This is a genomic window from Spirillospora sp. NPDC049024 (assembly GCF_040649235.1).
Lineage (GTDB): Bacteria > Actinomycetota > Actinomycetes > Streptosporangiales > Streptosporangiaceae > Spirillospora.
Map to the genome: position 1 here is coordinate 19,440 of NZ_JBEZFD010000033.1, position 21,507 is coordinate 40,946.

The 21,507-nt window shown below is 73.6% G+C and carries 22 protein-coding genes; 15 read left to right on the plus strand and 7 right to left on the minus strand.

From position 1 onward, the window contains the following. The first annotated feature begins 248 nt into the window (after nucleotides 1-248). From AB0C21_RS39530 to AB0C21_RS39550, 5 genes are all read left to right on the plus strand, one after another. Nucleotides 249-1,763 (plus strand): hypothetical protein, encoded by a 1,515-nt coding sequence (locus tag AB0C21_RS39530; protein ID WP_500211306.1) that lies wholly within the window; start codon nucleotides 249-251, stop codon nucleotides 1,761-1,763. 37 nt (nucleotides 1,764-1,800) lie between these two features. Then, nucleotides 1,801-3,267 (plus strand): hypothetical protein, encoded by a 1,467-nt coding sequence (locus AB0C21_RS39535; protein WP_500211308.1) that lies wholly within the window; start codon nucleotides 1,801-1,803, stop codon nucleotides 3,265-3,267. 516 nt (nucleotides 3,268-3,783) lie between these two features. After that, nucleotides 3,784-4,281 (plus strand): GNAT family N-acetyltransferase, encoded by a 498-nt coding sequence (locus AB0C21_RS39540; protein WP_500211309.1) that lies wholly within the window; start codon nucleotides 3,784-3,786, stop codon nucleotides 4,279-4,281. A gap of 103 nt (nucleotides 4,282-4,384) precedes the next feature. After that, nucleotides 4,385-5,722, plus strand: a complete 1,338-nt coding sequence (locus AB0C21_RS39545; protein WP_500211311.1) for a phenylacetate--CoA ligase family protein — start codon at nucleotides 4,385-4,387, stop codon at nucleotides 5,720-5,722. A gap of 202 nt (nucleotides 5,723-5,924) precedes the next feature. Beyond that, nucleotides 5,925-6,491 (plus strand): TIGR03086 family metal-binding protein, encoded by a 567-nt coding sequence (locus tag AB0C21_RS39550; RefSeq protein ID WP_500211313.1) that lies wholly within the window; start codon nucleotides 5,925-5,927, stop codon nucleotides 6,489-6,491. A gap of 177 nt (nucleotides 6,492-6,668) precedes the next feature. Here AB0C21_RS39550 and AB0C21_RS39555 read toward each other — a convergent pair whose 3' ends face one another. Then, a complete protein-coding gene (locus tag AB0C21_RS39555) occupies nucleotides 6,669-7,019 on the minus strand; it encodes an ArsR/SmtB family transcription factor (protein ID WP_500211314.1) in 351 nt (116 codons plus the stop codon). Between the two features lie 127 nt (nucleotides 7,020-7,146). On the opposite strand from AB0C21_RS39555, the gene AB0C21_RS39560 reads away from it, so the two are divergent. From AB0C21_RS39560 to cydC, 6 genes are all read left to right on the plus strand, one after another. After that, nucleotides 7,147-8,334, plus strand: a complete 1,188-nt coding sequence (locus AB0C21_RS39560; protein ID WP_500211315.1) for an MFS transporter — start codon at nucleotides 7,147-7,149, stop codon at nucleotides 8,332-8,334. A 191-nt stretch (nucleotides 8,335-8,525) separates the two neighbouring features. Further along, nucleotides 8,526-9,614 (plus strand): MFS transporter, encoded by a 1,089-nt coding sequence (locus tag AB0C21_RS39565; protein ID WP_500211317.1) that lies wholly within the window; start codon nucleotides 8,526-8,528, stop codon nucleotides 9,612-9,614. A gap of 118 nt (nucleotides 9,615-9,732) precedes the next feature. After that, on the plus strand, nucleotides 9,733-10,983 hold the full coding sequence (locus tag AB0C21_RS39570) for a cytochrome ubiquinol oxidase subunit I (RefSeq protein ID WP_500211379.1): 1,251 nt from the start codon (nucleotides 9,733-9,735) through the stop codon (nucleotides 10,981-10,983). Nucleotides 10,984-10,996: 13 nt separating this feature from the next. Further along, nucleotides 10,997-11,740: a cytochrome d ubiquinol oxidase subunit II gene (locus AB0C21_RS39575; RefSeq protein WP_500211318.1), complete on the plus strand. Its 744-nt coding sequence runs from the start codon at nucleotides 10,997-10,999 to the stop codon at nucleotides 11,738-11,740. A 19-nt stretch (nucleotides 11,741-11,759) separates the two neighbouring features. Further along, nucleotides 11,760-13,376 carry a thiol reductant ABC exporter subunit CydD gene (gene cydD / locus AB0C21_RS39580; RefSeq protein ID WP_500211319.1) on the plus strand — a complete coding sequence of 539 codons (1,617 nt, stop codon included), beginning with the start codon at nucleotides 11,760-11,762 and terminating at the stop codon, nucleotides 13,374-13,376. Further along, nucleotides 13,373-15,094 carry a thiol reductant ABC exporter subunit CydC gene (gene cydC / locus AB0C21_RS39585; protein ID WP_500211320.1) on the plus strand — a complete coding sequence of 574 codons (1,722 nt, stop codon included), beginning with the start codon at nucleotides 13,373-13,375 and terminating at the stop codon, nucleotides 15,092-15,094. Before cydD ends, cydC begins: the two co-directional genes overlap by 4 nt. A gap of 59 nt (nucleotides 15,095-15,153) precedes the next feature. Here cydC and pdxR read toward each other — a convergent pair whose 3' ends face one another. Then, the gene (pdxR, locus tag AB0C21_RS39590) at nucleotides 15,154-16,743 is read right to left on the minus strand and encodes a MocR-like pyridoxine biosynthesis transcription factor PdxR (RefSeq protein ID WP_500211321.1); all 1,590 of its coding nucleotides are present in this window, start codon (nucleotides 16,741-16,743) and stop codon (nucleotides 15,154-15,156) included. 28 nt (nucleotides 16,744-16,771) lie between these two features. Here pdxR and AB0C21_RS39595 point away from each other — a divergent pair, with 28 nt between their 5' ends. Continuing rightward, entirely contained in the window at nucleotides 16,772-17,605 is an 834-nt protein-coding gene (locus AB0C21_RS39595; protein WP_500211323.1) for a class I SAM-dependent methyltransferase, read from the plus strand. 138 nt (nucleotides 17,606-17,743) lie between these two features. Here AB0C21_RS39595 and gvpO read toward each other — a convergent pair whose 3' ends face one another. From gvpO to AB0C21_RS39620, 5 genes are all read right to left on the minus strand, one after another. After that, the gene (gvpO, locus tag AB0C21_RS39600) at nucleotides 17,744-18,001 is read right to left on the minus strand and encodes a gas vesicle protein GvpO (RefSeq protein ID WP_500211324.1); all 258 of its coding nucleotides are present in this window, start codon (nucleotides 17,999-18,001) and stop codon (nucleotides 17,744-17,746) included. An 11-nt stretch (nucleotides 18,002-18,012) separates the two neighbouring features. Then, a complete protein-coding gene (locus tag AB0C21_RS39605; protein WP_500211325.1) occupies nucleotides 18,013-18,264 on the minus strand; it encodes a gas vesicle protein GvpG in 252 nt (83 codons plus the stop codon). A gap of 6 nt (nucleotides 18,265-18,270) precedes the next feature. Next, entirely contained in the window at nucleotides 18,271-19,059 is a 789-nt protein-coding gene (locus AB0C21_RS39610; RefSeq protein ID WP_500211326.1) for a GvpL/GvpF family gas vesicle protein, read from the minus strand. Further along, nucleotides 19,056-19,490 (minus strand): gas vesicle protein GvpJ, encoded by a 435-nt coding sequence (gene gvpJ, locus AB0C21_RS39615; protein WP_500211327.1) that lies wholly within the window; start codon nucleotides 19,488-19,490, stop codon nucleotides 19,056-19,058. The genes AB0C21_RS39610 and gvpJ overlap by 4 nt, the downstream gene beginning before the upstream one ends. A gap of 232 nt (nucleotides 19,491-19,722) precedes the next feature. Beyond that, nucleotides 19,723-20,097, minus strand: a complete 375-nt coding sequence (locus AB0C21_RS39620; RefSeq protein ID WP_500211328.1) for a hypothetical protein — start codon at nucleotides 20,095-20,097, stop codon at nucleotides 19,723-19,725. A 218-nt stretch (nucleotides 20,098-20,315) separates the two neighbouring features. On the opposite strand from AB0C21_RS39620, the gene AB0C21_RS39625 reads away from it, so the two are divergent. From AB0C21_RS39625 to AB0C21_RS39635, 3 genes are read left to right on the plus strand one after another with little or no spacing between them, the layout of a single operon-like run. Next, a complete protein-coding gene (locus tag AB0C21_RS39625) occupies nucleotides 20,316-20,936 on the plus strand; it encodes a hypothetical protein (RefSeq protein ID WP_500211330.1) in 621 nt (206 codons plus the stop codon). Continuing rightward, complete coding sequence (locus AB0C21_RS39630; RefSeq protein ID WP_200841761.1) at nucleotides 20,933-21,199, plus strand: monovalent cation/H+ antiporter complex subunit F; 267 nt, start codon at nucleotides 20,933-20,935, stop codon at nucleotides 21,197-21,199. The genes AB0C21_RS39625 and AB0C21_RS39630 overlap by 4 nt, the downstream gene beginning before the upstream one ends. A gap of 13 nt (nucleotides 21,200-21,212) precedes the next feature. Continuing rightward, a complete protein-coding gene (locus tag AB0C21_RS39635) occupies nucleotides 21,213-21,506 on the plus strand; it encodes a monovalent cation/H(+) antiporter subunit G (RefSeq protein WP_500211331.1) in 294 nt (97 codons plus the stop codon). The last annotated feature ends 1 nt before the right edge of the window (nucleotide 21,507 follow it).

The following is a 21,507-nucleotide window of genomic DNA, read 5'->3' on the forward strand; positions in this document are numbered from 1 at the left end:
GGTCACCGCATAAGACCGCGAACCGGATCCGAAGGAGCGGACCGGAAGAGTACTTCTCTTTCCCCCGGTACGCATGCCCATGGCGCGCATGTATGACCCCGGATATTAGGCGCGGCCGACATCACCGGCATCTTCGATCGTGCTGTGCACAGCAGGAGAGCAATCTCGAAGTTGCCGTTCTTCGGAGCTGTGTCAACGATTGCCAGGGGCCGGGGGATGGCCTCCACAGCACAAAGAGAGGGGTATTCGTGGAGAACGTGTTCGCGTTGGTGGCGAAACGACAGAAGGACCTCGACAGGCACCCGCTGTTCACTTGGATGAACTCCGATGAAACCCGGGTGCCGGATCCGCTGCTGATCATGCCGGCAATGGCGACGTTCTCCATGGGCTTCCGCGACGTGAACAAGTGGGTGTTCCGGTACCCGGAGGCGGCCGACGACCTCGAACGCGGCATCAACGTCCACACCTTCGAGGACCAGACCCACTCACGGCTGTTCCTCGAAGACTGGAAACGGCTCGGACTGAACGAGCGCCTGGGCTGGAAGGCCAGCGACACCCTCTGGTGGCTGTTCCAGGCCGAGGTCAACGAAATCGCCCGCGACCACGGCGTCTACTTCCTGTCGATGGCCGTCGCGGACGACAAGGACCCGCTCCTGCGCTTCGCGCAGTCGGAGATGATGGAGGCGCTCGGAGCGGTCTTCTTCAAGCACGCCTCCAAGATCGCGATCCGGTTCACCGAGCAGACCGGAACCGAGCTCCCCTACATGGGGCCCTTCCACCTGGCCCTCGAAACAGGCCACATGGACTGCGAGGAGATCTTCCAGGAACAGCACCTCGACGAACCACGACGCCGACGCGCCCTGGAACTGGCCGACACGATCTACCGCATCTTCTCCGAGCAACTCGACATGTGGCTCATCTACGCCCAGAAGTACATCGACACCGGCAACCCGCCCCGCCCGCCCGCCCAACCACCGATCGACAGCGGCGCCGGCGCCGTACCCGGTCCGCGCCCCACCGCCGACGGCCCCGTCCACCACAGCCAGGAACCCCTCCAGAGACTGCTGACCGAACGACGGAAACGAAGCGAGGCGCACCCCTTCTACTCCTGGCTGGAGAACCGGGGCGACCGGGTCACCGCAATCCAGGCCCTCCAGCGCTTCATCCCCATGTGGACCATGGACATCATGGGGTACCGCGATCTCAACAGGTACGCCATGCGCTACGCCGAACCGTCGGGCGACCTCCACCGCGCGGTCAACTCCTGGGTCGACGACCTCACCACCCACAACACCCTCTTCCTCAACGACTGGAAACAACTCGGACTCGACGAGATCCTCGGATGGAACGGCAGCGACACCCTCGAGTTCTGCTACCTGGACCCACAGACCGACGTGCACCGCCGCAACATCGTCAAGTTCACCGAGCTCGCCGTCGGCAACGACGACCCGCTGCTGCGACTGTGGCTCATGCACGCGCTGGAGACCAGCGGCGAGCCCTTCTTCCGCCGCACCAAGGCGCTCGCGGACGAGGCCGAGGCCACCACCGACGTCCGCCTGGACTATCTCGGCGACCGCCACGAGATCGCCCACCAGACTCCGGCGCCCTCCGCGGCGCCCGCCGCCCACTTCAAGGACCGGCCTCTGGAACCGGCCGCCCGCGAGGCGGCGGCCCACATGATCGAGACCGTCTACGACGCCGCCGACGAGCAGCTCGAGATCTCGCTCGACGTCGCTCTGTCGAACAAGTTCGGCATCGCGTGAACGGCACGGTCCACCCGAACGCGAGGAGCGTGACACCGTGAAGGACGTCCTGGCGTACGTCGAGCGGCGCGTCGCGGCCCTGGAGGACCACCCGCTGTTCACCTGGCTGGCCTCCGACGAGTTGCCGCCGAAGGAACGCCTGATGATCCTGCCGAGCGTGGCAACGGTCGCGATGGGCTTCCGCGACGTCAACAAATGGGTCCTGCGCTACCCCCATGCGGCCGACGACCTCGAACGCGGCATCAACGTCCACACCTTCGAGGACCAGACCCACTCACGGCTGTTCCTCGAAGACTGGAAACGGCTGGGGCTCGACCGCAGGCTGGGATGGGACGCCTCCGACACCCTGTGGTGGCTCTTCCAGGCAGATGCCAACGAGGTGATCCGCGGCCACTGCATGTACTTCCAGTCGATCGCCGCCGCCGACCGCGGGGACCCGCTGCTGCGATTCGCGCACGCCGAGGTCGGCGAGCTGTGCGCGCGCGAACTGTTCTTCAAGCACATCTCCGCAGTCGCAGCGCGACTGGCGGACCGGACAGGCCTCGCCATGCTCTACTTCGGCGCGCACCACATCGAGGCCGAGGGAGAAGGCGCCGAAGAGGTCTTCGAGTCGCTCACACTGGACCCGGAGCACCGCCGGCGCGCCCACGAACTGGTCGACGTCATGATCGACGTGTTCCGGGAGATCCTCGACGCGATCCACGAATACGCGCTGAAGCACGCGGCGACGGGCACCCCGCCCCGCCCCGCCACCGCCCGGGCGGCCGGACCGGCAGGGCTCATCGCGGCCTCCGACGCGCCGGTCCACCCCACCCAGGCGCCGGTGCTGCGGGTCCTGCGGGAGTGCCGGACCCGCTGCGTCAGGCACCCGTTCCACACATGGCTCGGTCACCACGGCCCGCGGATCTCCGCGACGCAGGTCCTCCAGCGGTTCGTCCCGATGTGGGCCATGGACGTCATGGGTTACCGCGATTTCCACCGCTACGCCGTCGGCTACCCCGAGCCGGCCTCCGAACTGGAGCGCGCCGTGAACGTCTGGGGCGAAGAGCTGACCGCTCGCAACGCGCTCTTCGTCGACGACTGGAAGCAGCTCGACCTCGACGAGTTGCTCGGCTGGAACGCCAGCGAAACCCTGGAGTTCTACTACCTGAGCCGGACGATGGACGCGCACCGCCACAACCGCGTCGCGATGACCGAGTTCGCCACCCGGCACCGCGACCCGATGCTGAACCTGTGGCTCGTCAGCGCGATGTCGGAGGCCTCCGACATCCTGCTCGACAGCACCGCGCCCCTGGCGCAGAAGGCCGAGGGGAGCACCGGGCTGCGCCTGGACTACCTGGCCGGACGCCGGCGGGTCGCGGCGCCGTCCTTCATGGACCGGCCGATCACGCCCGAGCAGCGCGACATCGCCGTCGAGATGATCGAAACCGCCTTCGGCTTCATGGATCGCCGGCTCGACATGTCACTCGACGTCGCGCTCTCCAACGACTTCCAGATCCCCTGACCGGGTCCCTCCCAACGGCCCCCACCGGGCGGAGCAGCACGGAAGCCCACCGGCGTCCGGCAGGGGACACGCCGCACACAGCGGGGACCGAGTCATCCGCCGAAGCGGGCGTGTAGGGCGGCATAGGCCGCCCTACACGCGCGGTCGTCGCGGTACCACGGACGGGCGACGGCGAGATCCGCGGGGGAGGGGCGACCCGCCACGCCCGTCATACGGTTCTGGCGGAGACACGCGTATCGCGCAACGGGTATCGGCGTTCCTTACGGCCGCGCTCGCTCTTGCCTGACGAACACGATCTCGCGCAGCCTGCCGCGCGTTCGGAGAGTGAAGCGGAGCCCGACGCGGTGGCCGATGACGACGTCCGACTTCAGGGGCCGATGACCGCGTGGAGCCGACCGACGAAAGATCTCAAACCCGACAGAAGCTGGATTCTGTCTGATTTAGTCATAAAAGGGGTCAGAGCACGCGCGGAGGAGTGGCGTACCGCCGGAGGCGCCGACCGACCACACTGGTCCGGTGAACGACCTCACCATGACACCGCGGCTCGCCCCGCCGACCACGGCGGTGCGCGACTCGTTCCTGGCCGGGGAGAGGGCCGACCACCTCGCCACCGGCGACCCGGCGGACTGGCTCGACGAGGCCCACCATGACTTCGAGGCCTTCGTGGCGCGCCGGCGCGGCGTCCAGGAACGCTGGGGCGTCCCGTCGACGACGTTCTGGTACGTCTCGGGCGAGCACTACATCGGCACGCTCATCCTGCGGCACCGGCTGACGCCGGAACTGGCCGAGGCCGGAGGACACATCGGCTACCACGTCGTCCTCCCGTGGCGGCGCCAAGGCCACGCCACGCGGATGCTCGCGGCGGGCCTCGCCGAAAGCCGCCGGCTCGGCCTGGAACGCGTCCTGCTGACATGCGCCGCCGACAACGAACCGTCCCGGCGGGTCATCCTCGCCAACGGCGGCGTCCACGACGGCCGCGCCCGCGGCGAGGACCGCTACTGGATCGACCTCTGACGGACGACCGCACCCCGCCCCGACCGGTTCGCCCCGGGCGGGGGCGGGCAAGGGGGCCATATGACCTAGACCACGCGAGGACGACGCCGGGGGTGAGACGCCCATGACCGCCGACCAGGCGACCGGACTGCCCGAGTATCCGGTCAGCGACCCCGCGCTGCTGAAGCTGTCGCCCGCGGAACTGCGGGATCTGCAGAGCGAGCGGCTGAGGGCCATGCTCCACCACGTCCACCGGAACGCGCCCTTCTGGCGGCGCAGACTGGACGCGGCGGGCATCGGCCCGGACGACATCACCGGCGTGCGCGATGTCGCCCGGCTGCCCACCTGCACCAAGGCCGACCTGCTCGCCGACCAGGAGCGCGACCCGCCGTTCGGCGGATACACCTGCACGCCGCCCGCCCAGTGGCTGAAGGTGTTCACCACCTCGGGAACCGCCGGCAAGCCGCTGCGCCGGGTCTTCTCCCGCAGGGACTGGCGGCAGATCCTGGACTGGGTCGCCCGGCAGCCGCCGCTCACCGGGCCGGGCGAGATCGTCGTGCTGACGACCCCGGTGGACGCCATGATGGGCGCGACCGTCCTCACCGACGCGGTGCAGCGCCGCGGCGGCCTGGTGTTCCAGGCCGGTACGCGGCCGGACCCGCAGAAGGTGGAGGCGATCGCCGAACTGCGGCCCGCGGTCGTCGCGGGGTCCCCGTCCTACCTGCTGCATTTGGCCGACGTCGCCGAGGGCGCGGGGGTCGACCTGAGCCGGTGCGGCGTCCGGACCGTCTTCGCGTGGGGGGAGCCGGGGTGCGCGGTCGAGGCGACCAGCCGCCGGTTGCTGGAGCGGTTCGGTGCGGGGAACCTCGTCGACGCTCTCGGGATGACCGAGTTGATGCCGTTGGGCGGCAACTGCCCGTACTCCGTCGACCTGCACTTGTCGGATGACTTCGTGCTCGTCGAATGCCTGCGTCCGGATCGCGACGAACCGGTCCCGCCCGGTCAGCTGGGCGAGTTGACGTACACCAACCTGGTCGGCGACACCCAGCCGCTTCTTCGGTACCGCAGCGGTGATCTGGGGGTGCTGTCCGACGGTTCGGCGTGCGCGTGCGGATCGGTGGGGACGCGCATCGTGGGCTCGATCCAGGGCCGGGCCGACGACATGATCTGGTATCGCGGCGCCAACATCTTTCCTTCGGCCGTGGAGGCTGTGGTGCGCGGCATGCGCGACCTCGGTGACGAGTACCGTCTCGTCCGGTCGCGCGATGCGGACACGCTGACGGTGCAGGTCGAGGCGCGTGCACGGCTCGACGGTCCGGCGCGCGCCGCGCTGGGCGACGCGGTCGCCGAGGCGCTGCGGGGCGCGATCCGCGAGCGCGTCCCGGTGCAGGTGCTGGATCCCGGCTCGCTGCCGCGCGCCGATGGTCTGCGCAAGGCGCGGCGCGTCGTCGACCGTGGATGAAGGCGGCGGATTCCGTCCTGTACGCCCTCTCTCAGGCCCGCTGATGGATGGTCGATAATGAACATTATGTTAAGTAGAGCGCGGCGAGGGCCCTCTCTCGGTGCTCGGGCGTCGCGGGTGATCGATCTGGCTTGATCTGTGGGCGAGGGCCGTGAAGGCTTGGCTCGGTCGGTTGTCTGGGTCATCGGCGGGAGTGGTGTGCATGGTGCCGGACCGGTTCGTTCGTGCGCTGGACGTCTTCGAGGGCGTGCTGGCCGGAGTGCCCGCGGATCGGTGGCTTTCTCCCTCGCCGTGCGAGGGCTGGGCCGCGGTCGATGTGGCCGGGCATGTCACGGCCGGGTTGCTGGTGGTCGAGATGCGGGCCGCCGGGCGCGAGCTGCCCGAGGACGATCCGGACTGGCGCGAGGTCGCCGGCGCGGACCCGCTGGGCTCCTGGCGGCGGGTGCGGTCCCGGATGATGGCCGAGCTCTCCCCCGAGGCTCTGGCGCGGCCGGTGCAGCTGGCTCTCGGGCTGGAGATGACGCTGCGCGATTGGCTGGAGGGGTATCCGCTGGAGCTGCTCGTGCACTCCTGGGATCTGGCCCAGGCCACCGGGCAGTCGGTCGTCTTCGATGCCGATCTGGTCGGTCCCGCGCTGGCGACGGCGGAGCAGATGGCGCCGGGTGGCCGTGAGGCGGGCATGCTGGGGCCGGAGGTCGCCGTTCCGGACGGCGCCGACGACCAGGCGCGTCTGCTGGCGCTCTTCGGCCGCTCCCCCGCGGACGCGTGAGCCGAACGAACTCTGTTACGGAGAGTGACGAACCGGTGGGCCTCTCCCCCGGTTGATTTCTGATGCGCGGGTGGCGGCCAGGCCGTCGTAGGCATCGGCGACGATGAGTTCGTGCCGCGGTGTCGACACCGGCGCGCGCGAGGGCGCCGGTCTGGTGGTCGAGGTGTGCCGGGGCGGCTACGGCGACGTGGCAGTGTCGGCGGGTGCGGTTTCGCGTGTTCGGCGGTGTGCGCTCAGCACGGAGTCGAGCAGGCCGGGGAACAGTGCGTCGAGGTCCTCTCGGCGCAGCCTTACCAGCCGGGATCGGCCCTGCACCTTCGTCCATGTCACGCCGGCCTCGCGCAGCACCCGGTAGTGGTGCGACAGCGTCGTCTGATGCACGTCGATCTCGGCGCCGATCGCGTTGCAGAAGGCCTCGCCCATCCGGTCGAGGCGCAGGACGAGGTCCAGCCGCACCGGATCGGCCAGCGCTCGCAGAACGTCCACCAGCCGGATGGCCTCGGTCGCCGGCTGTGACACCTCGCGCATCGCCGCCCCCTGTGTTCCGCGTACTCGGCACGCTACCAACTCATTGATACATGGACAACCATCCATGTATTGCCTAGGGTTTCGCTCGGTACTCCCTGGGATCCCTCTGGAAAGGCGGCGTCGCCCGGTGTTGAAACGACTCCTCCCGCTGGCTCTGGCGACCTTCGCCGTCGGCACCGACAGCTACGTCATCGCCGGCCTGCTCCCGGCCATCGCCGCGGACCTGCGGGTCTCCACTCCCGCCGCCGGGCAGCTGGTGACGGTGTTCGCCCTGGTGATGGCCGTGTCGGCGCCCGTCATGGGCGCGCTCACCAGTGGACTGGCCAGGCGGTCCGCGCTGCTGATCGCGTTGGGCGTGTTCGTGGTCGGCAACGCCGCCACCGCCCTCGGGACCGGCTACGGGGCGGTGATGGCCGCTCGCGTCGTCACCGCGGTCGGGGCCGGGATGATCAATTCCGTCGCCTCCAGCACCGCGGGGGCCGTCGCGCCGCCGGAACGCCGAGGCAGGGCCCTGGCCTTCGTGTTGGGAGGCCTCACGTTCGCGACGGCGTTGGGCCTCCCCCTCGGCACGCTGATCGGCCGTACCGACTGGCGCATCACGCTGTGGGCCGTCGCCGGGATCGGCCTTGCCGCGCTTCTGGGAATCGCCGCCGGCCTGCCCGAGGTGAGGCTTCCGGCCGCCACGCTGGGCGACCGGCTGCGTCCGCTCAGGCAGGGCAGGGTTCTCGCGCTGCTGGCGGTCACCACGCTGGTGTTCCTCGGCGCCTACACCCTTTACACCTACATCGGCCCGGCGCTGGAGGATGCCACTGGCGGCTCCGAATCGCTGCTCTCCGTCGTCCTGCTGGCCTGGGGAGTCGGCGTCCTGGCCGGGAACATCGTCGCCGGGCGGCTGGTCGACCGGTGCGATCCCGCGCGGGTGCTGACCGGGCCTCTCGTCATCGCCGCCATCGCCCTTGGCCTCACTTCGGTGGCGACCGCCACGCTCGTGTCCACTCTGGCATGGGCCGCGATCTGGGGCGCGGCGCTGGGCGTCGTCGTGGTGCCGCAGCAGCACCGGCTCATCGCCCTCAGTCCGGCCGCGGCACCGGTTCTGCTCGGCCTCAATTCCTCGGCCATCTATGTCGGGATCGCCCTCGGCGGCGGTTTGGGCGGGCTGGTCCAGAAGTGGTTCGCCATGGCGCCCGCCGCGCTGGGACTGCCGGCGGCCGGTGTCACGACCCTGGCGCTGCTCTACCACTTGGCGGTCGTACGCCTTCGCGCGTCCGCAGCGCCCCGGCCGACGCGCTCCACCGCGGAGAAGGCCCAGGCGTGACGCCCTGCGTTGGGGCCGAGCCTCGGGACGGCGGGGCGCCTTCAGATTGTGGTCATCAGGGTCTCCTCCCGAATGAGGAGAGCGGTTAGGGTGCGGGTATGCGCCGACGACATTGATCTTCACCTGAGGCGGGGCTCGCGCGGAGGCTGTACGCCTACGCGTTCCTCGAGGACTTCGTTCTTCTTTACCCGGTGTACGCGGTGCTGTTCGCCGATGCCGGGCTCTCCCCCGCCGCCGTTTCGTCGTTGTTCGTGATCTGGTCGGTCACGACGTTCGCGCTGGAGTTGCCGTCCGGTGTGTGGGCGGACGTGTTCTCGCGGCGGTTGCTGCTGGTGGCCTCTCCCCTGCTCGCGGGTGCGGGCTTCGGTCTGTGGGCGTTCTTTCCTTCGTATCCGGTGTTCGCGGCGGGGTTCGTGTTGTGGGGCGCCGGTTCGGCTCTGCGTTCGGGGACGATGCAGGCGCTGGTGTACGAGGAGCTGGAGCGGGTGGGGGCGCCGGGCGCGTACGCGCGGTTGATGGGGCGTTCTGAGGCGGTGTCGCTGCTGGCCGTGGTCGCGGCGTCGGCGGTGGCGTCGCCGGTGCTGGCGGCGTGGGGGTTTCGGGCGCTGGGTGCGGCGAGTGTGGCGGCTTGCGTGGGGTGTGCGGTGGCGGGGTGGTTCCTGCCGGAGTCCGGGGGCGGTGGTGAGGGGGCGGAGCCGTCGCTGGGGTCGGTGGTGCGTCAGGGGTGGGCGCAGGTGCGGGGTGAGCCGGCGGTGCGGCGGGCGCTGGTGCTGGTGGTGGTGCTGGAGGGTGTGACGGCGCTGGATGAGTACGTGCCGCTGCTGGTGGCGTCGACGGGGGTGGCGGTGTCGGCGGTGCCGTTGCTGGTGCTGGTGGTGACGGTCGGTGACGCGGTGGGCGGCTGGTCGGCGGGGCGGGGTGTGCGGTGGCTGGCGCCGGTGCTGGGGGCGGGTGCGGTGTGCCTGGCGGTGGGGTGCTGGGGTGGCCGGCCGGGTGGGCTGGTGCTGGTGGCGGCGGCGTTCGGGGTGTTCCGGTGGGCGATGGCGGCGGCGGACGCGCGGTTGCAGGAGCGGGTGGGTGACGGGGCGCGGGCGACGGTGACGTCGGTGGCGGGTTTCGGGGCGGAGGTGGTGGCGGTTCTGGTGTACGCGGGGTATGCGCTGGGGTCGCGGTGGGCCGGGGCGGGGGTGCTGATGGGTGCGGCCGCGGTGCCGTATGCGGTGGTGGCGGTAGTGCTGGGGTTGGCGGCGCGGCGGGGCCGTGTACATCCGGAGGCGTAGGCGGCGGGTGGTCGGTACGCGAAAGGCGCATTGCGGTTGAACGCTCTCGCCGGATTCGCGGGGGGCGGGTGCGGGCCGAGGATCGTGGGGTCGTTGCGGATCGATTCTTGGGGTGCTGATGGGTGCGGGGTCGTTGGATCTGGCGCGGCTGCAGTTCGCGTTGACGGCCGGTACGCATTTCCTGTTCGTGGCGCTGACGCTGGGGTTGGCGACGCTGGTGGCGTTGACGCAGACGCGGGCGACGGTGTCGGGCAGTGCGGTGCATGCGCGGATGGTGCGTTTCTGGGGGCAGCTGTACGTCATCAACTATGCGGTGGGGATCGTCACCGGGTTGGTGATGGAGTTCCAGTTCGGGTTGAACTGGTCGGGGCTGTCGCGGGTGACGGGGAGTGTGTTCGGGGCGCCGCTGGCGCTGGAGACGATCGTGGCGTTCTTCGTGGAGTCGACGTTCCTGGGGTTGTGGATCTTCGGGTGGGATCGGCTGAACCGGTGGGTGCACCTGTCGCTGATCTGGGTGGTGACGCTGACGGCGTACCTGTCGGCGTACTTCGTGCTGGTGGCGAACGGGTGGCTGCAGCGTCCGGTGGGCTACGTGATGGTGGACGGTGTGGCGCGCCTGGACGACGCGGGGGCGCTGCTGGCGAACCCGACGGCGGTGCTGGCGTTCTTCCACGTGCTGTTCGGGGGGCTGCTGACGGCGGGGTTCTTCATGGCGGGGGTGAGCGGGTTCCATCTGCTGCGGCGGACGGCGGAGGTGGAGTTCTTCCGCCGGTCGATGCGGATCGGGCTGCTGACGGTGCTGGTGTCGGTGATGCCGGTGGTGGTGTTCGGGGGGACGCAGTTCCGGTACGCGCAGCCGACGAAGCTGGGCGGTCGCAAGGCGGCGGCCGCGGTGGCGGACTTCACGGCGCGGTTCGGTCCGGACGACTACCGGCCGCCGGTGCTGTCGGGGGTCGGTGAGGCGCTGATGATGACGATGTGGATGCTGATGCTGCTGATCGCGGTGGTGGCGTTGGTGAAGTTCCCGTTCGGGCGGTGGCTGGTGCGGGGGCGGGTGTTCCACGTGCTGATGATCGCCGCGGTGCCGCTGCCGTATGTGGCGATGATCGCGGGGTGGGTGTTCCGCGAGGTGGGGCGGCAGCCGTGGATGGTGTACGGGGTGCTGAAGACGCGGGACGCGGTGTCGCCGGGCGTGGGGTCGGCGTCGGTCGCGGTGTCGTTCGCGGTGTTCTCGGTGTTGTTCGCGGGTTTGTTCGGGGTGAACGCGTGGCTGCTGGCGCGGTTCGCGCGGCGGGGGCCGGAGGGGGCGGGGCTGGGTGCCTCTCCCCCGGTCGAGCCGGTCGCGCCGGCGATGAGCCCGACGTTCTGACAGGAGCCTGGTGATGGATTCTCTCGCGGTGGTGTTGCTGGCGGTGTTCTCGGCCGGGTACCTGGTGCTGGCGGGTGCCGATGTCGGGGTGGGGATGCTGCTGCCGTGGCTGGGGCGGGACGAGCGGGAGCGGCGGTTGGTGATCGCGTCGTTCGCGCCGTTGTTCCTGGGCAACGAGGTGTGGCTGGTCGCGGCGGCGGGTCTGGTGGCGGGTGCGTTCCCGGGGCTGGAGCACGGGTTGGTGGCGGAGTTGTATCCGCTGTTCTCGGTGCTGCTGGTCGGCTGGGTCGTGCGGGACATGGGGTTGTGGCTGCGGGGCCGGGTGGATTCTGCGGCGTGGCGCGGCCTGTGGGACGGTGCGGTCGTGGCGGGGAGTTGGGCGCTGGCGCTGGCGTGGGGGTCGGTGCTGGGGTCGGTGCTGGCCGGTGGCGGGCTGGGTGTGGGGAGCGTGCTGGGGTTGCCGCTTGCGGTGCTGTTCGCCTGGCACGGTGCGGGGTTCGCGCGGTGGCGGCTGCCGGCGGGGCTGGCGGAGCGGGCTGGGCGGGTCCCGTCGCGGTACGGGTTGTCGGCGCTGGTGATGGCGGGGGCGCCGGTGGTGGCCGGGGTGCAGGTGGAGTGGTCGGAGGTCGTGGCCGAGGGTGCGGGGCTGGCGATGACGGCGGTGGTGACGGCGGTGGTGCTGCCGCTGCTGGTGGCGTCGCAGGCGCTGGTGTGGTGGACGTTCCGGGGGCGGGTGCGGTCGCCCTCGTACCTGTGAGGCGGCCGTGGTGAAGGGTGTGGAGCGGCGTCTGCTGCGGTCGGTTCCTCGGCGGGCGGTGGTGCTGCTGGGGGTGCTGGCGGCGGGGCAGGGCGTCCTGCTGGTGGTGCAGGCGGAGTTGCTGGTGCGGGCGGTGGCGGGTCTGGACGCGGGGCCGCTGCCGTGGTTGGCGGGGGCGGTGGCCGGGCGGGCGGTGCTGGCGTGGGCGTCGGCGCTGGTGGCGGGCGGGGCGGCGGGGCGGGTGAAGCGCGGTCTGCGGGCGGCGCTGCTGGGGCGGGCGGCGGACGGTGCGGGGGCGCGGGTGACGTTGCTGACCCGGGGCTTGGACGCGGTCGATCCGTTCTTCACCGGTTATGTGCCGCAGCTGGTGGCGGCGTGCGCGGTGCCGGTGGTGGTGCTGGTGCGGCTGGCGGCGGCGGACTGGGCGTCGGCGCTGGTGGTGGCGGTGACGGTTCCGCTGGTGCCGGTGTTCGGTGCGCTGGTGGGGATGCGGACGGCGGCGCTGACGGGGCGGCAGTGGGGGCTGCTGCACCGGCTGGGCGGGCATTTCCGGGACGTGGTGGCGGGGCTGGGGACGTTGCGGGCGTTCGGTCGGACCGGTCATCAGTCGGTGGTGGTGCGGGAGCTGGCGGGCGAGCATCGGCGGGCGAGCGTGCGGGCGCTGCGGGTGGCGTTCCTGTCGTCGCTGGTGCTGGAGCTGGTGTGCGCGTTGTCGGTGGCGCTGGTGGCGGTGCCGGTGGGGTTGCGGCTGCTGGGCGGGGAGATGGCGCTGGCGACGGGGCTGCTGGTGCTGGTGCTGACGCCGGAGGTGTATCTGCCGTTGCGGGCGCTGGGGCAGCGTTTCCACGCGAGTGCGGAGGGGGTCGCGGCGGCGCGGGAGGCGTTCGCGGTGCTGGACGCGCCGGGGGGTGTGCGGCGCGGTGGCGGGGCGGTGCCGGGCGGGCGGGCGCCGGAGATCGTGCTGGAGGAGGTGACCGTCCGGTATCCGGGGGCGGGCGGGGCGGCGCTGGACCGGGTGTCGCTGCGGGTGGGGCCGGGTGAGCGGGTGGCGGTGACGGGGCCGTCGGGGGCGGGCAAGTCGACGCTGCTGCTGGTGCTGGCCGGGCTGGTGTCCCCCGACTCGGGTCGGGTGCTGGTGGACGGGGTGGATCTGGCGGAGTTGGACGTGGAGGCGTGGCGGGCGTGTGTGGGGTGGGTGCCGCAGCGTCCGCATCTGTTCGCGGCGTCGGTGGCCGACAACATCCGGTTGGGTGATCCGGGGGCCGGGATGGGGCGGGTCGAGGAGGCGGCGCGGGCGGCGGCGGTGGATTTCGTGGGGGGTCTGCCGGAGGGGTTCGCGACGGTGCTGGGTGAGGGCGGTGCGGGGTTGTCGGCCGGGCAGCGGCAGCGGCTGGCGATCGCGCGGGCGTACTTGTCGGGGGGTCCGGTGATGCTGCTGGACGAGCCGACGGCGCGGCTGGATCTGCACAGTGAGCGGGTGCTGGTGGACGCGGCGGTGCGGTTGCTGGCGGGGCGGACGGCGGTGGTGGTGGCGCATCGTCCGGCGTTGCTGGGGGCGGTGGACCGGGTGGTGCGGTTGGAGGGCGGCCGGGTCTGCGGGGCGTCGGGCGCGGGTGCCGGGGAGGCGGCGGCGTGAGGGGCGCGTCGGGGGTGTGGGGCGCGGTGCGTCCGCACGCGGTGCGGCTGGTGGCCGCGGGTGCGGCGGGCGCGGCGGCGGAGCTGTGCGGGCTGGGGTTGATCGCGGCGGCGGCGTGGCTGATCGCGCGGGCGTCGCAGCGGCCGGAGCTGGCGGCATTGTCGTTGGCGATCGCGGCGGTGCGGGGGTTCGCGCTGGCGAAGGGGTCGCTGCGGTATGTGGAGCGGCTCGCGGGGCATGACGCGGCGCTGCGGGCGCTGGCGGAGTTGCGGGGGCGGGTGTTCGACGCGTTGGCGGCGGCGCGGCCGGGGGCGCGGCGGGTGCGGGACGGTGAGGCGCTGACGCGGATGGTGTCGGATGTGGACGCCGTCCAGGACCTGCTGCTGCGGTGCGTGCTGCCGGCGGCGGCGTCGGTGGTGTGCGGGGCCGCGGGGGTGGCGGTGTGCGCGCTGGTGGATGTGGCGGCGGCGGTGGTGCTGGCCGGGGGTCTGCTGGTGGCGGGCGTGCTGGTGCCGGTGGCGGCGGCGGTGGCGGGGGGTCGTGCGGCGGCGCGGATGGCGGCCGGGCGCGAGGTGCTGGCGGTGCGGGCGCTGGACGTGCTGGAGGGTGCGCGGGATCTGGCGGTGTTCGGTGCGTCCGGCCGGTTCGCGGAGCGGGCGGAGGATGCGGCGCGGCGGCTGGAGCGGGCGGAGCGGTCGGCGGTGCGGGTGTCGGCGGCGGTGGCGGCGGCCGGTTTCGCGGTGCAGGGCGTGGCGGTCGCCGCGGTGGCGTGGGCGGGGCTGCGGGCGGGCGTGGACGAGGTGGGCGCGGCGGTGCTGGCGCTCACGGCGCTGGTGGCGGTGGAGTCGGTGCTGCCGCTGGCGGGTGCGGCGCAGCGGTTGCGGGAGGTGCTGCCGGCGGTGCGGCGGGTGGGGGCGGTGCTGGCCGCTCCCCCGGCGCCGTGCCCGGCGCGTCCGGCGGTGGTGCCGCGGGGGCCGCTGGAGGTGGAGCTGCTGGGCGTGCGGGTCGCCTACGGGGAGGGTGTGGCGCTGGACGGGGTGGATCTGCGGGTGGAGCGGGGGCGGCGGGTCGCGGTGGTGGGGGCGAGCGGCGCGGGCAAGAGCACCCTGCTGGCGGCGGTGGCCGGTGAGGTGCCGCTGGTGTCGGGTGCGGTGGTGCTGGGCGGGCGGGAGCTCGGCCGGTACGCGCCGGACGAGGTGCGGGGCGCGGTGCGGGGGCTGGCTCAGGACGCGCACGTGTTCGGCGCGACGGTGCGGGCGAACGTGCTGCTGGCGCGGCCGGACGCCGGTGAGGCGGAGTTGTGGGCGGCGGCGGAGCGCGCGCGGTTCGCCGAGGTCGTGCGGGCGCTGCCGGACGGCTGGGACACCGTGGTGGGGGCGGGTGGGCGGGGCCTGTCGGGCGGGCAGCGGCAGCGGCTGCTGCTGGCGCGGGCGCTGCTGGCCGACCCGCCGGTGCTGGTGCTGGACGAGCCGGCCGAGGGGCTGGACCCGGCGATGGCGGACGCGGTGGTGCGGGAGCTGCTCGAGGCGCCCGGGGGCGGGACGCTGCTGCTGGTGACGCATCGGCTGGCGGCGCTGGGCGCGGCCGACGAGGTGGTGGTGCTGGACCGGGGCCGGGTGGTGCAGCGGGGCCGGCATGAGGAGTTGGCGGCGGTGCCGGGTGCCTACCGCGGCCTGTGGGAGGCCGAGCTGCTCGCCGATCGCGCGGTGGCGTGCTGACCCGCGGGCGGCCGGGGTCAGGGCGGCGGGGTCAGGGCGGCGGGGTCAGGGCGGCGGGGTCAGGGCGCCGGGGGCGGGGGTTCGGCCGGGTCGGTTCTGGTGCGGCGGAGGGCGCGTGCGAGCGCGGCGACGGCGTCGGGGATGGCCGAGGCGGGGACGGCCGCGTATCCGAGGACGAGGCCGGGCGGGTGGGGCCGTTGCGCGTGCCATGACAGCGGGTGGGCCTTGACGCCGAGTTCCAGTGCCGCCGCGGCGAGGTCGGCGTCGTGGAGGGCGCCGGGGGGCTCGCCGGGGAAGGTGATGGTCAGGTGCAGTCCGGCGGCGGCGCCGTGCACGGCCGCGGTGGGCAGGTGCGCGGCGATGGCCTCGATCATGGTGTCGCGGCGGCGGCGGTGGCGGCGCCGCAGCAGCCGCAGGGTCCGCTCCATCTCCCCCGAGTCCATGAGTTCGGCGAGGACGAGCTGCGGCAGCGCGGCGTTGCCGAGGTCGGCGAAGCGTTTCTCGGCGACGACGGCGTCCAGGTGGGAGGGCGGCGGGAGGAGCCATCCGATCCGCAGCGCGGGCGCGAGGAGTTTGGAGACGCTGCCGACGTAGAAGACGCGGTCGGTGAGCATGGAGCGCAGGGCGGGGACGGGCGGCCGGTCGTAGCGGTGCTCGGCGTCGTAGTCGTCCTCGATGACCAGGCCGCCGTCGGCGGCCCAGCGCATGAGGTCGCGGCGGCGGTCCGCGCCGAGGACGGCGCCGGTGGGGAACTGGTGGGCCGGGGTGAGCAGGACGGCGGGGGCGCCGGTGGCGCGCAGGCGGTCGACGCGGATCCCGGCGGTGTCGACGGGGACGGGCGGGGTGCCGGTCCCCCAGTGCGCCAGGTGCTGGCGGACGCCGAGGGAGCCGGGGTCCTCGACGGCGATGCGGTCGATGCCCTCGCGGGTCAGGACGCGGGCGGCGAGGCCGAGGGCCTGGGTGGTGCCGGCCACGATGACGATGCCGTCGGGGTCGGCGCGGATGCCGCGGTTGCGGGCGAGCCAGGCGGCGACGGCGGTGCGCAGCGCGGGGGCGCCGCGGGGGTCGCCGTAGCCGAGGGCGGCGGCGGGCAGGTCGCGCAGGACGGTGCGTTCGGCGCGGTGCCAGGCGGCGCGGGGGAACGCGGCCAGGTCCGGCAGGCCGGGTGACAGGTCGGTGCGGGCGGGCAGGGCGCGCAGGACGTCGAACAGGTCGGGGCCCGGCCGTCTCGGGAAGGGCGTGCCCGCGGGCGTCCGCGGCGCGGAGGCGGAGGGGGTGCCCGCCGGCCCGGTCGGGGGGCGGGCGGCGAGGGGGGCCGCGACGACGACCGTGCCGGCGCGGCCGCGTCCGGCGACACGGCCCTCGTCGGCGAGGCGCTGGTAGGCCTCGGTGACCACGCCGCGGGAGACGCGCAGCTCGGCGGCCAGGACGCGGGTGGCGGGCAGGCGGGCCCCCACGGGCAGGCGGCCGTCGGCGACGGCGTCGCGCAGCCGCCCGGCGAGCCAGTCCGCCAGTCCGCCGGGCGGGGCGTCGGCGGTGTCGAGCTGCAGGAAGTCCGATCCCCCCGAGTCCGATCCCCGCGCGTCTCCCCCCGACCCCGGTCCCCGCGTTATGGACCGGTCGTGTTCGCCGCCTTTGGACCTGTGCATCAGGCCATTGTGCGGCCACGGTGGACGCATGGAAACCACGACGACGACCGGGTCAGGCCGGTATGTGCACGGGTACTCCGGGCGGGAGGCGCGGCGGCTCGGCGACCAGGCCGACGCCCTGGCGGCGCTGCTGCACGACGGGACCTCCTACCCGGCGGGCAGCCGGGTGCTGGAGGCCGGCTGCGGTGTCGGCGCGCAGACGGTGCACCTGGTGTCGCGCTCCCCCGGCGTCCGCCTGACCGCCGTGGACCTGTCGGGCGCCTCCCTGGACCAGGCCCGCGCCCGCGTCGCCGCGTCCTGCCCCGAGGCGGCGGTGGAGTGGCGGCGCGCCGACCTGCGGGACCTGCCGTTCCCCGACGCGGCGTTCGACCACGTGTTCGTGTGCTTCGTGCTGGAGCACCTGCCCGACCCGCGCGCGGCGCTGTCCGGGCTGCGGCGGGTGCTGCGGCCCGGCGGGACCCTCACCGCGATCGAGGGCGACCACGGGTCGGCGTTCTTCCATCCCGACAGCGCCCATGCCCGCGCCGCGATCGCCCACCAGGTCGTCCTGCAGGCCGCGGCGGGCGGCGACGCCCTGCTCGGCCGCAGGCTGGGGCCGCTGCTGGCCGAGGCCGGGTACGCGCGGGTCGGCGTCGTGCCCCGCACCGTCTACGCCGACGGGGCCCGGCCCGACCTGGCGCGCGCCTTCACCCGCGACACCTTCACCGCGATGGTCGAGTCCGTCCGCGACGAGGCCGTCGCGGCGGGGCTGGCCACCCCGGCCGACTTCGACCGCGGGGTGGCCGACCTGCACCGCGCCGCGGGCCCCGGCGGCACGTTCCACTACACGTTCTTCAAGGCCACCGCCGTCAACCCGCAGTGACCGTCCCGGCCGGGCGGACCGCCCGCGGGGCCGGTGGGGGGCTCGGCCCTCGGCACGAGCCCCCACCGGGGTCCTGGCCGCTCCCGCCCGCGGCCGCCGCGCCTCGCGCGGCCCTCCCCGCCGCGGGCCGGCCGCCGCTCAGTTCCTCTCCGTGCGCCCGCGGGGATAGCGGCGGGTGCGCCGGTAGCTCACCAGCTCACCCTCCGCGTCGACCTCGGTGTCGTAGACCGCGAGGATGTCGGCGGAGTCGGGGATGCGGTGCGTCTCCACGACCTCCACCGTGACGCGCCAGCCCTCCTCGGTGCGCTCCATCCCCACGACGCTCTCGGCGCTGCGGCCGGTCATCGCGGTGACGTGCTCCACCGCCATCCGGGCCGCCTTGGACGCGGACAACATCACCGGCCTCCCTAACCGCCCGGCTGGTAGCCGCGGGCGCGGCCCTCGTTCAAGCGGCGGATCAGCTCTTCCTCGCGCGCGGCGGCCTCCTCCTCGGTGATCTCGCCTGCCGCGGACTCGTCGGCGACCTGCTGCATCTCCGCGGCGATCCGCCCCGGGTCGTACAGCTGCGCCTCGGCCTGCTCGGTCAGGGTCTCGGCCAGCCACATCACGCCCTTCACGGGCGCCAGCGGCAGCGTGACCAGACCGGTGAAGAATCCCATCGTCCTTTACGCCTCCGGAACGAAGTCGTAGGGCGGCAGCGGCCCGATCAGCCGCAGCCGGATGCGGTCGCCGTGGGTCTGCCCCAGCTTCTCCACGGCCTCCTCGAACGCGGCGCGGCGGTCGGCGCGGACCAGGAACGAGGCGTCCAGGACGTCCTCCTCCCGCGCCGGGGTCTTGCGCGAGAACGCCTCCGCCGCCGAGGTGGCGCCGTCCAGCAGGACCTGCTCGTCGTTCTCGCGGAGCCGCTGCATCGCCTGCGCGATCAGCTCGCCGAGCCGGACCCGGTCGTAGTAGACCGCGTCGGCGGCGTCGGCCGGCACCTCCCGCAGGCGCTGCGACAGCTCGGCGACCTCCGGGTCGTTCTGCATGATCTCCCGGAGCACGGCGTCCTCGACGTAGGTGGCCTTCAGGCGCAGCTCGACGCGGCCCTCCAGCTGGTCCAGGACCTGCCCGAGGCGCTCGGAGTTGTCGGCCAGCAGCTCCTTCTCGACCGCGCCGCGGTCGGCCAGCGCCGCCCCGAACCGGAACGGCAGCACCACGGTCCCGGCGTCGACCAGGGCGTTCAGCACCCGCTGGTGCGCCACCAGGTCGGCGCGCTCGCCCAGCGGCCGGTCGGCCGGCAGGTCGCTGACGAGCGCGGCGCACACGCCGCCGTCCTCGACCAGCGACACCGGCCGGTCGTCCAGCCCGGCCAGGTCGGGCGGCAGTGCCGCGCCCGACCGGGTCACCCCGTACACGTACTGCGGGATGCGGTCCCCGGCCTCGGAGCCGCCAGGGGCTTGCGGCGTGCTCATTCTTCCTCGTCCTCCTTCTTGCGCGATGAACGGCGCCGCGCGGGCTCCTTGTCCTCGGAGTCGTCGGAGTCGCCGCCGAAGGTCTCCCTCAGCCGGTCCTGCGCCCCTTCCAGCGCGCCGCGGGTCTTCTTCTTGGCGCCCGACTCCTGCATGCCGCCGACGAACTCCGGCAGGCCCTGCGAGGTGCCGTCGTGGGCGATGTCCAGGCGGTTCACCGCCTCGGCGAACCGCAGATAGGTGTCGACGCTGGCGACGACGATCCGGACGTCGATCGTGAGGATCTCGATTCCGACCAGCGAGACCCGCGCATACAAGTCGATGACCAGACCCTTCTCCAGGATCAGGTCGACGACGTCGGCAAGGCCGCTGCCGGAGCCGCCGCGCTGCACGACATTGCTGCCCGAAGTCTGCTGGGCGACCGGCCCAGTCATGTGATCGCTCCTTCTCGGGTGTCACCCGTTAGGGGGTTGAGCATGCACCCCGGTGTACCCGCCTCGGCCTCGCTAAACGGACAATTTGGTTCCGGTCATCGGTTGGTCAAGGCCGCGGAGGGCGCCGAAACGACGGCCGGGTCCCCTCCGGGGCGCGCGAAAGCCCCCGCGGAAGGGTCTTCCGCGGGGGCTTTCGCGTCTTCGGGCGGCCTACCGGCCGGCCGGCGGCCGGTCAGCGTTTGCGGGCGGTGATGCGCCCCACGACGATCCCGGCGACGGCGGCCCCGGCCACCGGCACCGCCCGCAGGAACCGGCCGAGCGTGACGAGCTTGGCCAGCCCCGCCACGCGGCCGGGCAGCGCCGCCACCTGGCCGCCGGCCCGCGCGACACCCGTCCCGGCGGTCTTCGCCGCTCCCTGCGCGGTGTCCTTCGCGCCCTGCGCGGTGCCCTTGGCGCCGTTCTTCGCGCTGTTCTTCGCGCCCTGGGCGGTGCCCTTGGCTCCCGTGGCGGCGGCCTCGGCCGTGCCCGCCGCCCTGCTGGCGTTCTTGCTCACTGGTCCGGACCCGTCGCCCGGAACCGAGGGGGTGTCCATCTTCCGTCCTTCCATCAGGGGGAATCTCCTTTGCGCGCCGGAGTGCGGCCGGCGCGCGGCGCCCGCCGCACCTCACCGGCGCGGAAACGGGCATTCGGCCTGTACGCGGCGTACCCCACCGGGGCACCGCAAACATGCCGGTCACCCGGCGGGCACGCGCCGCCCGGGGGCGCGGACCCCGGGCTCCGGCGATTGGAACCGCCGGTCCGGGTATGCGTAGGCCATGCCACCCGATGAGCCGGCGGGCGCGCCCGCCCCGCCGCCGCGCCCCGGCCCCGCCCGGCGCGCGGCCGAGCCGCTGGCCTGGTGGACGGCGCTGCTGGCGGTGTACCTGGCGCTGGTGTCCACCATTTCCCCCCACCGAGATCGCCGTCGGGGCGCTCGCGGCGGCCGCGTGCGCCGCCGCCGCGGTCGCCGCGCGCCGCGACATGCTCTCCGCGGGCGCCGACCGCCCGTCCGGGGCCGCCCGCGGCCCTGCGGACGGCCGTGTCACGCCCGCCCTGCTAATGCCGCCCCTCGCGCGGCTGCCCGCCCAGGTCGTCTCCGACACCGCCCGCGTCACCCTGCGCGGCGCGTCCGGCGGGCGCTGGACGCCGCTGGCCGTGGCGCCCGGCCCGGCCGCCCGCGGCGCCGCGACCCTGCTGGTGTCGGCCTCCCCCGGCAGCTACGTCGGCGGCGTCGACCCCGACCGCGGGCTGCTGCGGGTGCACCGCCTGGCCGGCCCGACCCCGTTCGAGCGGAGCCTGCGCCGCGCCGGGCTCGTCGACGACCCCGACCCCGGCGGCGCCGGGGCCGCCTCGCCGCGCGGCGACGGGCCGGACGAGGCGGGACCGCGCGAGGGAGGACCGTCATGAAAGCCGACGTCGCCGGCACCGCGGTGCCCGCCCTGGCCGTCATGGCCGGCGCGCTGCTGCCGGCGCTGCTGGCCACGCTGCGCGGACGGCCCGCCGGGCGCCTGGCCGGGCTGATCGCCACCGGGCCGCTGACGACCCTCGCGCTGGTGCTGCTGGCCGCCGCCTACGGCCGGCCCGCCTACCTCGACGTCGCCCTGGTGCTGGCGCTGCTGTCGTTCGCCGGGTCGCTGGTGTTCGCCCGCTTCCTGAGCCGGACCCTGTGAGAGGAGGCCCCCGATGAGTCTCGACCCGCTCGCCGACGTGCTGACCTGGGCCGGAGCCGCCGTCGCCGTCGCCGCCGGGCTGCGGCTGCCCCTCACCCGCGGGGCCGCCGCGCGCCTGCACGCCGCCGCGCCCGTGACCGTCCTGGCCGCGCCGCTGCTCATCGCGGGGCTGGCGCTGCGGCCCTGGTCGTCGTGGCACGACGTCGCCAAGCTCGCCGTCATCGCCGTCCTGCTCGCCGCGACCGGCCCCGCCACGGTCGCCACCGCCGGGCAGGCCGTCGAGCGCGCCGCCGGCCGATCGGAGTGAG